Source organism: Humiphilus diazotrophicus, assembly GCF_059726315.1.
Genome location: NZ_AP040870.1, coordinates 445,627 through 459,429, shown reverse-complemented (window position 1 = coordinate 459,429; position 13,803 = coordinate 445,627). Strand labels below are relative to the sequence as shown.

The window sequence follows — 13,803 nt, the reverse complement described above, 5'->3', positions numbered from 1 at the left end:
ACGCTTCATCGGTTTGATTGGTCCAGTATGAGATCGGCCAGGGGATTGGTAACCAGAACTGAACAATGGCAAAACAAACAGTTGCCAGAAGCGAAGCTACGGGCGTAGTTTCGCATATGAAAAAATGTTTTACCAGACAATTTAGAGAAAATGTTATTTGCTGAATTTAGAAGTCGAAGGACAAGGAGATAAGTTCGATGGGACGACACGCGCGTCTTGCAAAGATAAGTTCCAGCTTGTGGTTGAGTCTGGCATTGGGGAGCCCTTTGGTATGGGGACAGAAGGCAGATTTCCCGGACAATAAACTTGATCCAACGCGATCTTTGCCTGTCGCGGCGGCATCGGAGAATCGCAGTCAACTGCCAGAGCAATATATCTGGACAGCTGGCGATGCAGCGGCTCTTCATGCCGATCATCATCGTTATTCTTTCGCGCGCTCCGATGCCAAAGCCAATCCGCATTTCTTCCGCACTGTCTTTAATCTGGATCAGGTTCCAGCGGCGGCAACTCTCTATCTTGCGGGACCACGTTCGGCGAAGATTTATCTCAATGGCAAGTTGATCGACGAGGTAAGCCGGGATCTCAATTCTCCAATGGGGATGCATGTTTTTGCCACGAATCTTGCCGGGCATCTACAACAGGGAAAGAATACTCTTGCTCTGGAAGTTGTTCGCGGACGCGGCGTTGTAGGGCTCTCAAATTCACGCATCGTTGAGCAGCAAACTCTTGGTGAAGTGCTGGTTGCGAAAATTGTTCCCGCATCTCCCTGGGTAAATGCTCCGGCAATCTTGATTAGCGGCCCGGAGTGGAAAAGCACCGTATCTGTTCCAAATGGATGGGAGCAGCCAAGCTTCGATGACAAGTCTTGGGATAGAGTACAGACCCTTGGTCCTATCGAGAGTTCAGTCGACATGTTCCAGTGGAACGGAGATGCCGGACTCTATGACTGGCCTGGATATGCTGGTGTCTCGCCCTTTCTGCGTCAATTCGAAATGAAGGCAGAGAAGATCAGCCATGTTTTTGAGGGGCGCAGCCACTTTCTTAATACCAATGCTTTGACTGGAGCAGGCTCCGGAGCTTTCGGTGTAAAGCTCTCTGCCCCGCTTATTCCGGATGAGGAAGCTCCTTCGCTATTACTTGATTTCGGACGTGAAGTAGCTGGCCGTTTGCAGATCGAATCCGATTGCGATTGTGAGTCTGTTGTCCGTATCGATTACGGAGAGTCGGATATGGAGGCTCTCAAGAGCGGGCATTACTTGGGGAGTCAACTGCTTCATATTGCACCGCATTCCGTGGGCTATGGGCCAAAGACAGGTTTCCGCTATGCGCGTGTACGCTTTCTCGGCGGTGCATCCGAACTTCGCTTCAAATCGATTCAACTGAAGGGCATCTATTATCCCGTAGAGTACAAGGGATCTTTTGCCTCCTCAGACCAGGTGTTGAATCGGATTTGGGAGACGGGTACCTACACGATGCATCTTTGTATGCAGGATGACATCTGGGACGCTGTGAAGCGCGACCGTGGCCGCTGGATTGGCGATCTCGATGTGGGTGGACACGTGGTCAACGAGGTCTTCGCCGATCGCTTCCTGATGGAAGACACAATGAACCGGCTTCTCGGTGAAAGTCCTGTAACCGATCATGTCAACGATATACCCGGTTATTCCGCGCTCTGGATCACTTCTTTGGCTGATTACTATCGCTATACGGGCGCTAAGGATTTTCTGGAAAAAACGCATGGCCGGATGCTTGAGCTGCTCAAGGTGATGGATGCCGATTTTGACCAGAACAATCTCTTCATCAATAAGCAGAAAGTTTGGTTATTTGTTGATTGGTCTCCGGAGTTGGTTGCCGATACTCCTGAAGCCAGAAGAGCTACGCAGATTGAGTACTATCGGGCATATCGTGAGGCATCATATCTGCTTCGGGAACTCGGCGATACTAGCCATGCGGATTTCTATACGCAAAGAGCAGAGACGATTCGCAAATCCGCCAATGAACGCTATCTGGAAGCAAGCACCGGAACGTATGGGCCTCGCTGGCAGACGAATGCTATGGCTGTCCTTTCCGGTATGGCGACTCCGAAGCAGTATTCCGCACTGTGGAAGAATGTTCTTTCTTCCGTGAATCAGGACCGCTATACGGCTCCAATCATCAGCCCTTATTACAACTACTATGTTGTGACTGCAATGGCTCAGATGGGACACCGCACGGAAGCGCTGAATTGGATTCGCAAGTACTGGGGCGGCATGCTTGATGAAGGTGCAACGTCTTTCTGGGAAGCATACGATCTGCGCTGGCCCAAGGATAAGGCACATGAGAATCTTCAGGCTGATGGTACAACCGGTTTCTTCGTGAGCTTAGCGCACGGTTGGTCCGGTGGCTCAGCAGCATGGCTGATGGAGCAGTTGCTTGGCATTCAGCCAACGGAAGCAGGCTTCCGGAAGGTGACTATTCGTCCTGACTTGCTGGATCTGGAATGGGCAAAGGGAAGTGAACCGACTCCGCAGGGACTGCTCTCGGTTTCTATGAAGAAGGGCAATCCTCTCACAATTGATCTGCCTGCCAATGTGGAGGCGAAGATTCTGGTTCCAGTTTCTTCGTCGAAAGCTAAGGTTCTGGTAAATGGATCTGCTGTTACGTCCACACCTGCCGAGGGTGGCTCTCGTGCGGAGATCATTGTTAAGGAAGCAGGGCACTATGAGATCCGTGCTGAATAGGGCCTGGTAGTGTGCTTGAGCCCTCAGATATAGCTCGGATTGAAATTAAGAATGGCCTCCAGTATTTCCACTGAGGCCATTCTTACTGTGCTACCACTCGTCGTTGAAATCGATTAGCAATGAATCACTTGCCATGTCCCTCAATCAATCTTGAAGGTATAGGCAATATCGTTTGGCCTGGTAGCAGGAAGGTTGATTAGTAAACCCTGATCGGTTTGGTGCCAATTCAGTTTTTCTTTACTGCCCAAAAGCTCCACGCTCTGAATTGGAGCTTTCAGATAAGGGCTCTTATTCCAAAGCGTGTGGACAATCACCTTGCCCTCTTGTGGCCAACCGAGGGCAATGGCATAGAGGGTATTACCCTTGGTCGTAAAGCGGATGTCCTGTGGCGTGAACTCGTCGAGATCTTTGCCCAGTACTGTGCTCTTTTCATTGCTGGTGGGACCTTCGCCATAGACATACCATGGACGGCTACCGTAGATAGCTTCGCCATTTTGACGCAGCCAAGCTCCAATTTCCATCAGAACGGTTTTCGCCTGTTCTGGAATGGTTCCGTCTGCTTTTGGCCCGACATTCAGCAACAGATTGCCATTCTTGCTGACAACATCGACTAACTCATGAACTAGCGACTTTGCATCTCGATAGGAATCGTTGTCGGCATATCCCCAGGATTTGATGCTGACAGAAGTATCTGTCTGCCAAGGCGAGAGCCTGAGGTTGTCCATTTTTCCTCGTTCAATGTCCAGTACAGCGGCGTTTTCGGGGAAGTCATGTTCCTTATAGGTAAGGACGACACTTTCTTTCCGTTCTGCGGCTCGATCATAGTAGTAGGCGGCAATCCGTTGCAGATAGGGTCGAAATGCAGGCTGTCCGATCCACCAATCGAAGTAGAAGATCTCTGGATGATATTTGTCGACGATTTCGGTACTGCGCGCAAGCCAGTCGTCCATGAATGCCTTGTTCGGTGGTAGCCAGCGCTCAAGGTGATTTGGATCTGGATCTTTGCTGGAAGCATCTCCGGGAAGGTGGGTGCTTTGTGCCGGTCCATAGAGGCCAGCGTATTTAGGATCCTGCACATCGGAATCAAACGTCGTGCCACCGTTGTACCACCACCAGTGCTCAGCACGATGCGATGAGGCTCCGAAGTGTAGTCCATGCTTGCGTGTGGCCGTAGCAATTTCATTGACCACATCGCGCTTCGGTCCCATCTTTACAGCATTCCACTCGGTAAAGTCGGAGGCGTACATGGGGAAGCCATCACAATGTTCTGCGACTGGAACGATATATTTTGCCCCTGCGTTTTGAAAGAGTGTTACCCAATCGTCGGCGCTGAATTTTGATGCCGTGAACATTGGGATAAAGTCCTTATAGCCGAATTTCGACAATGGCCCATAGGTCTTTACTTGATGCTCGTAGGCTGGATTGTCTTTCAGGTACATATTTCGCGGGTACCATTCATTTGCAAAGGCCGGTACGGAATAAACACCCCAGTGGATAAAAATGCCGAACTTCGCATCCTGATACCAGTCGGGAACCTTGTATCGGCCCAGAGAATTCCAGTCTGCGGCGAACGGCCCCTTGCCGATTTCCCGATTTACCAGGGTCAGCCGATTCTCCAGTTGTTGTTGGTAGTCCTGAGCCCAGCCGTTAACCGGAAGAGTGAGTGCTGCCATGATCGTGAGGGGAAATAGTTTGGAAAAGATCAATTTGCGACGAGGCATTTAGAGCAGTCCTTACGTACTTTTACTGATTTGCTTATGATCATAGCTTGCCGGGGTAACCTCCAAGAAGCGGTTTCGATATTGATAATCATGTTTTGTGCCATTGATAGTTCCGATTATCAATTACATTGAAACGCCGATAAACTAGGTGTGCAGCTTTCACTTAGCCGACGTGCTAAGTAAAAGCCGCCAATCTCGACAGAAGTTGAGACCAATTCGTTTGTCCGTTCGTCTCAAGTTTTAGATCGTTTTTGGCCTCCCTAAGGGGAAGCTCTGTCCTATCATCGAAGGGTGGTAGCACAGGCTTCCCCCTTTTTTCTTTGGAGCATCTGGAATGATTTGGAAAGGCCGCTGTGGGTGGCTGTTATCGATCGGCGTTCTCTGCTTTGGTTTGGATCCATCCTCTCTGTTGAGTCTTCCCTTAAGTGGGCGAGGTTCTGGGAACTCCGTAAAGACCATGTCGGCAGCTACGATCGTAGCTACTGACCTTCGGTGTGAATTTCAAAAGGATCCTTCCGGGATTCAATCAAAGAATCCCCGATTCAGCTGGATTCCCGAGAGCACATCACCTCGGCTAAGAGGTATTTCCCAAAGTGCCTATCGTATTATGGTCGCCTCGTCTCCGAAGTTGCTGGATCAAGAACATCCTGATCTATGGGACAGTGGCAAAGTAGAAAGCTCAAATACTCTGAACATCAGCTATAGCGGTAAGGAACTGCACTCTCACACAGAGTATTTCTGGCAGATTAAGATCTGGGATCAAAATGATCGTTCCAGTCGGTGGAGTCCTCGGGCGCGCTGGATATCGGGGCTCATGGACCAGAAGGAGTGGAAGGCGCATTGGATTGCTGCACACCCTGATCTCTCCGACGCAGCAATGAAGCCACAGTCCTTACCCCTCTTTCGTCATAGTTTTGCGTTACAGAAGAAGGTTGCAAAGGCTTTGGTTTTTGTCTCCGGATTAGGGCAGTATGAACTGCATCTGAACGGTCGTTCTGTTAACGATGAAGTTCTCACGCCGGGATGGACAAACTATCGCAAGACAATTCTTTACAACACCTACGATGTCTCAACTCTTCTTCAAAAGGGTACAAACGTTGTCGGTGTGATGTTGGGAAATGGTATGTACAACGTCCCGAAGACTCCTGGACGTTACCAGAAGTTCGTCGGTACCTTTGGCCAGTCAAAGCTTTGTTTCCAGATGCATCTGCTTTTTGACGATGGAACTGCAGCTACAATCGTCAGCGATAAATCCTGGAAGGTGATGGATGGGCCAATCACTTTTTCTTCCATCTATGGCGGAGAAGATTATGATGCGCGCCTGGAACCTCTGAAATGGGATTTGCCCGAAGCAGACGAATCGAAGTGGAAGGATGCCTCCGAGGTGGAAGGTCCTGGCGGAGCCATGGTTGCGCAAGAGCTTGCGCCGATTCGAGCAATGCAAACCTATCGTCCAATCAAGGTTTCGGAAACGAAACCGGGAGTGACGGTTTACGATCTGGGCCAGAACTTTTCGGGTTGGCCCACATTAACCGTTCAAGGGAGCGCCGGAACCGCAGTCAAGATCACACCTGGCGAGTTGCTCGATAAGAATGGTTTGGTAAGCCAGCGGAGTTCCGGTGGCCCGGTATTCTTCACGTACACGCTCAAAGGTCAAGGGCCCGAAAGCTGGCATCCGCGTTTCAGTTATTACGGATTTCGTTATCTCCAGGTGGAGACAATTGCTTTGGGAACGCCAAAACCAAAAGTTTTATCTGTTGCTGGACAATTTATCCATTCTTCTGCTGAGCAGCTTGGCGAGTTCGAAACCTCGGACCTTTTATTGGAGAAGATTCATCGCCTCATCAACATTGCAATCAAGAGCAACATGCAAAGCGTTTTGACGGATTGTCCTACACGCGAAAAACTTGGCTGGCTGGAGCAGACTCATCTGATTGGGAGAGCGCTCTTCGATGGCTACGATATGCATGGACTATATGCCAAGATGGCCTCGGATATGCGAGATTCTCAGCTTTCCAACGGTCTGGTTCCTGAGATCTCTCCCGAATTCGTTGCCTTTGGAGAGAAGCTGAAAGATTTTCGCGATTCGCCGGAATGGGGAAGTGCTTCTATCCTCAGTCCGTGGGTGGCATACCAGTATTCCGGGGATCTTCGCTTGCTGGAAGAACAGTATGAAACCATGCAGCGCTATCTGGAGTATTTGCATTCTCAAGCCAACGGGCAGCTGCTATCGCAGGGACTGGGCGATTGGTACGACATTGGACCCGGAGATCCGGGTTACTCGAAGCTTACCTCCAAAGCCGTGACGGCTACCGGTGTTTACTATCAGACTTTGGGCGTGATGCGTGAGATTGCACTGCTACTCCATAAAGGTGAAGATGCTGACCATTATGCGAGTCTGGCGAAAGATGTTCGCGAGGCCTTCAACGCAAGTCTCTTTCATCCTGAAAGTAATCAATATGACAAAGGGAGTCAGACCGCTAATGCTGTTCCTCTTGTTGTCGGGCTGGTTCCGGAAGATCGTAGGGCGGCAGTTCTCGACAACCTGGTTGCAGATATCCGGAAGCATAAAGATCATCTGACTGCCGGCGATATCGGGTTCCATTATGTGCTGCTGGCTCTGCTACAAGGTGGGCGATCGGATGTGATCTACGACATGCTGTCACGTACGGATGTGCCAAGCTATGGAGATCAGTTGGCCAAGGGTGCAACAGCACTTACTGAGGCCTGGGATGCAAATCCCACGAAATCTCAGAATCACTTTATGCTCGGCCATGCAGAGGAATGGTTTTATGAGGGATTGGGTGGTGTCCACGTTGATCTATCACTGCCCGCCGGGAAGCAGATCAGTCTTCATCCGTGGATGATCGTGGGCATAAATTCCGCGGGTGTCAGTTACAAATCCGTTCTAGGAAATATTTCCTCTCAATGGATGCGTAGCTCTGGAAAGATGACCTTACGGGTATCGATACCTGCAAATACTTCAGCGGAGATCCATCTGCCCGGTATGAGTAGATCGATACTGGAGCATGGCAAAACTTTATTGTCTGTAAAGGATGTAAAGTATCTTCGCAAGGAAGGTGAATCTGCGGTGTATAGCATTCCTTCGGGATCGTATGAGTTCCAATGGAATGAGAAGTAAGCTCCCGGGGCTTCTCTGTAGATCTAGGGAAGCCCCGGAGTCAATTATTGGGTGGGAATCAACTCCACGGCCGTGAGCGCGCTACCGAGATTCCACGAACATCATTCGGGTACTTACCGGAAACTGCGCAATAGAAATGGTAAAGATCGCCCTTGTAGGTAATCACAGAGGGCTTATGCGCAAAGTCATCATCGACTGAGCCCTGTGGCCCTGCGTCGATGAGAATGCTATCGACCTTCTGCGGATGAAAGGGATCTCGCGCTACAGCCAGTAATTCACGAGCCTTTCCCTTGCTGCTCAGACCATAGTAGAAAATGGCCCACTCGTCTTTGTGCCGTACTACGCATGGATCACTAACAAAACGGTCGTCCCAAGATCCTTTCGGTCCATTCTTCAGAGTTGGATTTCCTGAGAATCTTTTCCAGGTCTTTAGGTCGTCAGAGGTCGCAATGCCGGTTTGTTCATACCAGCCGCCTTTCCCCGGTAATGTCTTGGTCTTTGCGTTGTAGAACAGATAGTACTTTCCCTTTTCCTCTACAAGACAGGGTTTGTACAATCCTCCGCTTTCCCACTCTGTTGCATCTTGATCGTCAGGATGCAGGAAGGGGGGATCTAGTTCCCAATGAAAAAGATCCTCACTCCAACAAAGTCCGATAACGGCTGGTCCTGCCTCATAGCCAGAGTTTGGATAGGCATGATAGGCACCCAAATACCTGCCTTTGATCTTCTTTAGCTTTCCTACAGAGTTCAGATCATTCTTTCGAACAATCCAGTTCATTGCGATATTGAACTTTGTGTAGGTGGAATTGGGATCTCTGCGCAAGATGCAACCTTCTCTCTTCCAGTGCACAAGATCTTCAGAGGAGGCCAGACCGGTTTGATATCCAATGCCGTCGTATCCCACATAAGCCATGTAAAAGAGCTTGCCGTGCTGGAAGACAAACGGACAGTCAACTGCCTTACTGTCAAAAGCCGTCGGGTCACTCGAATGTTCCAGAACAAGTTTTCCATATTTATATGGAGTACGGTATGGGGTGAGGGAATCTGTTTCGGCAAATGCATGCAATAGAGATGCTCTGGAAAGAGTCCCTACACCAAGTACGGTTGCAGTTGTCTTCAAAAAACTTCTTCGTGTAGCCATGACTTCCTTCTAGCGAGTGCGATCTTCAAGGATCTCTATACCTTGCAGCGGCAGATGGATGCTGGTGATTTCTTTTCCCGTGAGCACTGACTTCATTGCATGTGGAAGAGTAACATCCGCAGCTTCTTTCCCATGATTAAGCAGGATAAAGACCTGATGTTCATTGCCCACCCGTCTACATACCTCGACACCTTCTGGCGTTGGGCCAAACACAGCTTTTACGCCACTTTCGTCGAGCAGCCATTTCGTTGCCGTCTGCATGAGCTTTGTATCGAGAACAGCTCCGATGTAGGTAATACTGCCTTTCCCAACTTTGCGGGTCAGCACTGCGGGCTCTTGATCAAGCCATCCGTTGCTTTTCCCATAGCTCAGTAACACCTGGGTATCTGCATCCTTTTTGCTGAGCTGCTCTGCCCAAAGGCTGGCTTGACCATCACCCCACTTCCCGGAAACGGGAACTTCTTTTTCCAGAGCATAGAACTGCTCGACACGTCCACCAAGAGGTGCAACAAGTGGTCCTGGTTGACGACGGACATCAAGTGCGTTGTAGGCATCTTTCATCCCAGAGCGGGGGCCCAGTACAAGATGCCCACCCTTTGCAACATAATCCAGCAGATGTTTGCCGAGCTCCTCGGAGATCATGTTGAGGCTTGGAGCGACAATCAATTTGTATCCATCCAGCGAAGCATTGGGATTGATGATATCGACAGATTGAGCTAGATCCTGCAGCTGCCGGTAGTAATCCAGCAGTACCTGCTGTTGGTCGTAATGCTGATTATGAGGTTGGAAGTCGATAGCCCAACGACTGTCATAGGAATGAAGTAATGCAACTTCAGATCGCGGCGACGTACCTTCCATTGCATGAGATGCTTTTACGAATTCATCTCCGATTTCGCGAATTTCTTTATAAACCGGTACCGGTGTTCCATCTGCGCCGACAATCACTCCATGGTATTGTTCCTGCCCGTTGAGCGCACTTCTCCATTGCCAGTAACTGACAGCATCGGACCCATGGGCAATTGCCTCCCATGCCATCATGCGGACTTCTCCTCGATCCAGGGTATTGCTTACCGGCGCCCAATTCACATAGCCGGGAGCTGCTTCCATTACCCAGAAATTCTTACGCTTTAGTCCGCGGATCAGATCGTGCATGGCGCCATCTTTATACGGATCAAGATGGCCTTGTCCCACATAGTCATCCCACGAGGCCATGTCCATTTCTTCGGTTACCACATAATGATCCCAACGATCTGTCCACGCTAATCCTCCGATATTGGTCGTAACGAATTGCTTCGAACCTATATGCTGGCGGAGAACCGAAATCTGATCATGAGCAAAGCTCTTCCATACCTCGCTGACGAACCGTCTGTGGTCGATCAGTAAGCCTGGGTTGCCATGTGTATCTTCTAGAGGAATCTGTTCCCAATCGGAGTAAGTTTGGCTCCAATAGGAGGTCGTCCAATGTTCGTTCAAGGAATCAAGCGTATGGTATTTAGCCATTAGCCATTGCTGGAATTGCTGCTTCGTATATGGATCGTAAGAGTCGAATGAGAATTCGTTTCCAATCTGCCATCCAACCACATTGGGATTATGACCGAATCGGAGAGCCATCTGCTCCACAATGCGACGGCAGAATTCTCGGTAGCGGGGGCTTGTATACGAAAATTGACGGCGATTGCCATGCTGGTCGCGGCGACCATCGATCTCAACACGGAGAACGTCAGGATACTTCGAGGTCAGCCATGCCGGAGGGGCATCTGTCGGCGTTCCGAGAACCGTAACAATGTGATGCTTTGCCGCAAGTGTGATCGCCCGCTCAATCCAGTCAAGATCGTACTTGCCCTCTTCCGCCTCTATACGGCTCCAGGCAAATTCGCCAATACGAACCATGTGGAGATTTGCTGCTTCCATTAAACCAAGGTCTTCTTCCCAGCGCGATTCAGGCCACTGTTCCGGATACCAGGCCGACCCGAGAATCAGGCTGGGAATATCGTTTGAAGCTTGTACTTGTTTGTGAGGAGCAGAAGAGACTTGAGAAAAAGAAAGAGGTCCTTGTGCGATAGCACAGCAAAGGATACAGGCCGTAAGCAGCGATTTCTTGCGATTCATCTGGACACTCAAAGGGTTCTCAGTTCCGCTTAAATTGGATATATTTTGAAAGTTAATGATATTTACTGCCAAAAAATAGTCTGATATCCCAAAGATGTCAAGCTGAAAACTGAAAACATGGGTGTCTGAGGCACGAAAATGTGCCGAGAGGACAGGGGAGAAACTTTTATTACCGGGAAATACCCAGTTTTAGGAGAAATTCGGATTCCTCGTCAGATTCCGGGAGGCTCAGATGTTGTTCTATGCTCTTCCGGTGAAAGATCTGTAATCCGCTATGGAGAACGGCTATCAATACTGTAGTTGCTATTAGTGTGATCGCGTTTCTTTCGATCCAAGGTCCACAGCGTAATGTCAGCCATATAGTGAGGGGGAAGAAGGAGAAGTACTTCAATAGAGTGATTGCAAGGTTCGGTCTGATTTCAGCTCGTATTCCTGTGAGAGGGATTATTTTTACATTTAGGAAGAAGAGATCCGTCAATAACAGACATAAGCCGAGCGCTGTGACGATCTGGCCGCAGCTAATTCTCCATCCTTCCAGATCGGACGGAGCCAGGAAACGCGAAACCAAGACGATGCCTAAGGTGCACGTCATGCTGCAGACATAGACCCATATCTTCGCGGCGTGAAGTATTAGGACGTTGGGGCGTCCCTGAATCAAGCGAAAGACCCAGCTGCCACGTTGATTCCCGGGCGATAGGAACGTAAGCCTGAGCCCTGTAACGATCCAGAATGCTGCAATCGGAACAGCTGCCCGCAGACCATTCGATGATAGGCCGATATGAATATGTTTGGAATATATGTTTAGCCGCAGAACATTGGCTGTAATGATTGCAAGTCCGAGACCTCCATACATGATGAGATATATACGATATCGGTGAACCCGAAGTATCGTTTGACTGATGAAATGAAATATTGCGCGGTATTCGATCTTCCTCAAGAGAAGAAAGTGGAGCATTCGGTTAGCTAATGTGGAGCTCCAAGTACGGAATCGTAGTCTGCTGCCTCCCAGGATGAGATCTCCGGTTTTTCTCCAGTAGGCAATAGGGTACAAGAGTATTGCAATAGTTACAGCCAGAGCTGTTGCTGTGCAGCCTATTCGTGCTAACTCAAAGTAAATAGGCTGTGACGATGGCCCTTCGAGCAGATATTGATAGACACCTAGAAACCAGAATGGTGGAAAGGCGAAAACAAATTTGTTGCCTGATTGCATCAGTCCGGACAAAATGCCCGATAAAACAGGGAAGAGCATCAGCAGGATCAAGAGAGAGGTAATAATCAGGCCTTGCAGTGCGAAGGAAATCTTGCGCACAAAGCTTTCTCCCAGAATGGCGATGAACATACCCTGAATAGTCAACACCAGAGCTGCGGCAAAGATTCCGCTTCCACTCGCAGCGAGCAGGTTCGCCATTGCGAATTGCAGAGGATGGGGAGGTTCTATCGAGACAGGTAGAAGAAATGTTGCAAGAATATTCGTGTCAAATAAGAACCCTATGACAAAGATACTCACAGCCAGAATTCTGGCCAGAAACACAGCCCCTCTTTTCAGCGGTAAGGGCGTTAAGACAGCGACATCAAGCAGATCCGGAAAGAAGAGATCCCATTCGAAAACTGTGACGATTCCCATCACCACAAAGGAATAGATCACAAAGAAAAAGTGGTGAGCAACTTGCTGCCAATAGGCAGGCATTGGTGCTTTGAGTGGATGATATGGTGCCCACAGGTACAATGCGACAACAAAACCAGGCACACCTGCAGCACATGCTACCTGGAGTAGGCGGGCTTTGCCATCTTCATCCGAAGACACCATTTCATGATTGAAAAAACGCTCCAGAAAGTGACTGCAGAGGAGTGACAAAAGACTTCTCCGGGGAATGGTGGCCGTAACAGTTTCGTCCTGAATCTTAAGCCCGGAAATTAGGCCGTCATCTCTTGAAAGCGGATATTCCTGACTGGAGAGTTTCATCTTTTAATTACCTCCACCAATTCGCAGGCCAGGGCCCTGGTGTCTTCTTGTTGGACCAGTTGAGCAAAGACACTTTCAAGACTGGGAAGGTGCATTAATTGCGTAAGTTCCGCAGGTGTGGAGTCAGCGAGGATGCGTCCCTTTGAGATGACGACCACTCGATCACAGACCTCTTCCACTACTTCAAGGACATGAGAGATGTAGAAAATAGACTTACCGATTGCTGCCAGCTCTTGCATCAGGTCTTTGAGAAGTCTGGATGTGACGACATCTAGGCCTGAGAGCGGCTCATCGAAAATGAGCAGTTGAGGATCGTGCATGAGTGCAGCTGCGATCAGCACTCTTTGCTTCATACCCTTTGAATAGGACGAAATTGGCGAATAGCGCCATGATTCCAGGGAAAGCAGTTTGAGCAGGCTGTTCGCTTTCCGTTCAATTGTGCTCTCCGGAATTCGTCGTAGTCTCCCAATCAGCTGGAGATATTCAAGCCCTGACAGATGTGTGTATAGGTGGGCCTCCTCAGGGACGTAGCCGAGAATGCTCCGGAACCGGACCATATCCTGATGAATGTCTTTACCTTGAAAGAGGATTTTGCCGTGGCTCGGTTCTAGCAAGCCGATGATCATCTTGACGGTGGTTGATTTTCCAGAGCCATTTGGTCCCAAGTAGCCAACAATCTCACCCGACGCAACCTGGAAGCTCACCCGATTGACAGCGGGAATTCCACGGAAGCTTTTGGATACATCTTTCAATTCGAGCATCGGCATTTTCCTCTTACCCTATGTAGCAAACTATATTGGCTCTCGTCAAGTAGCATGCTACATAGTGGATGAGAAAACCTTGAAGGGGCGTCTTTGCCGGGAGCCGTCTATTGGATAATGTGTCATTTTGAGGAGGCTATGGTTTCTCACTTGGAGATCAATATCCCATTTGCGGGGAAGGGGGCATTTCGGATTACAAAAGCGAAGCCCCAGCAAACCTGTTCTGGCCTACTGGGGCGGTCTGGT

7 protein-coding genes are annotated in these 13,803 nt (G+C 49.4%); 2 read left to right on the top strand and 5 right to left on the bottom strand.

The window, feature by feature from the left end:
* The first annotated feature begins 197 nt into the window (after nucleotides 1-197).
* A complete protein-coding gene (locus tag AC6I7T_RS03665; protein WP_497791948.1) occupies nucleotides 198-2,720 on the top strand; it encodes an alpha-L-rhamnosidase-related protein in 2,523 nt (840 codons plus the stop codon).
* A 140-nt stretch (nucleotides 2,721-2,860) separates the two neighbouring features.
* Here AC6I7T_RS03665 and AC6I7T_RS03660 read toward each other — a convergent pair whose 3' ends face one another.
* A complete protein-coding gene (locus tag AC6I7T_RS03660; protein WP_497791947.1) occupies nucleotides 2,861-4,441 on the bottom strand; it encodes an alpha-L-fucosidase in 1,581 nt (526 codons plus the stop codon).
* Nucleotides 4,442-4,775: 334 nt separating this feature from the next.
* On the opposite strand from AC6I7T_RS03660, the gene AC6I7T_RS03655 reads away from it, so the two are divergent.
* On the top strand, nucleotides 4,776-7,583 hold the full coding sequence (locus AC6I7T_RS03655) for a family 78 glycoside hydrolase catalytic domain (protein WP_497791946.1): 2,808 nt from the start codon (nucleotides 4,776-4,778) through the stop codon (nucleotides 7,581-7,583).
* 58 nt (nucleotides 7,584-7,641) lie between these two features.
* Here AC6I7T_RS03655 and AC6I7T_RS03650 read toward each other — a convergent pair whose 3' ends face one another.
* From AC6I7T_RS03650 to AC6I7T_RS03635, 4 genes are all read right to left on the bottom strand, one after another.
* Nucleotides 7,642-8,724 carry a glycoside hydrolase family protein gene (locus tag AC6I7T_RS03650; RefSeq protein ID WP_497791945.1) on the bottom strand — a complete coding sequence of 361 codons (1,083 nt, stop codon included), beginning with the start codon at nucleotides 8,722-8,724 and terminating at the stop codon, nucleotides 7,642-7,644.
* A gap of 9 nt (nucleotides 8,725-8,733) precedes the next feature.
* Nucleotides 8,734-10,833: a beta-galactosidase gene (locus AC6I7T_RS03645; RefSeq protein WP_497791944.1), complete on the bottom strand. Its 2,100-nt coding sequence runs from the start codon at nucleotides 10,831-10,833 to the stop codon at nucleotides 8,734-8,736.
* A gap of 169 nt (nucleotides 10,834-11,002) precedes the next feature.
* On the bottom strand, nucleotides 11,003-12,796 hold the full coding sequence (locus AC6I7T_RS03640) for a hypothetical protein (RefSeq protein ID WP_497791943.1): 1,794 nt from the start codon (nucleotides 12,794-12,796) through the stop codon (nucleotides 11,003-11,005).
* Nucleotides 12,793-13,557 carry an ABC transporter ATP-binding protein gene (locus AC6I7T_RS03635; RefSeq protein WP_497791942.1) on the bottom strand — a complete coding sequence of 255 codons (765 nt, stop codon included), beginning with the start codon at nucleotides 13,555-13,557 and terminating at the stop codon, nucleotides 12,793-12,795. The genes AC6I7T_RS03640 and AC6I7T_RS03635 overlap by 4 nt, the downstream gene beginning before the upstream one ends.
* Nucleotides 13,558-13,803: the final 246 nt, after the last annotated feature.

Coding starts and splice junctions, on each gene's coding strand:
- AC6I7T_RS03665 (WP_497791948.1), top strand. CDS start 198: ATGGGACGACACGCGCGTCTTGCAAAGATAAGTTCCAGCTTGTGGTTG.
- AC6I7T_RS03660 (WP_497791947.1), bottom strand. CDS start 4,441: ATGCCTCGTCGCAAATTGATCTTTTCCAAACTATTTCCCCTCACGATC.
- AC6I7T_RS03655 (WP_497791946.1), top strand. CDS start 4,776: ATGATTTGGAAAGGCCGCTGTGGGTGGCTGTTATCGATCGGCGTTCTC.
- AC6I7T_RS03650 (WP_497791945.1), bottom strand. CDS start 8,724: ATGGCTACACGAAGAAGTTTTTTGAAGACAACTGCAACCGTACTTGGT.
- AC6I7T_RS03645 (WP_497791944.1), bottom strand. CDS start 10,833: ATGAATCGCAAGAAATCGCTGCTTACGGCCTGTATCCTTTGCTGTGCT.
- AC6I7T_RS03640 (WP_497791943.1), bottom strand. CDS start 12,796: ATGAAACTCTCCAGTCAGGAATATCCGCTTTCAAGAGATGACGGCCTA.
- AC6I7T_RS03635 (WP_497791942.1), bottom strand. CDS start 13,557: ATGCTCGAATTGAAAGATGTATCCAAAAGCTTCCGTGGAATTCCCGCT.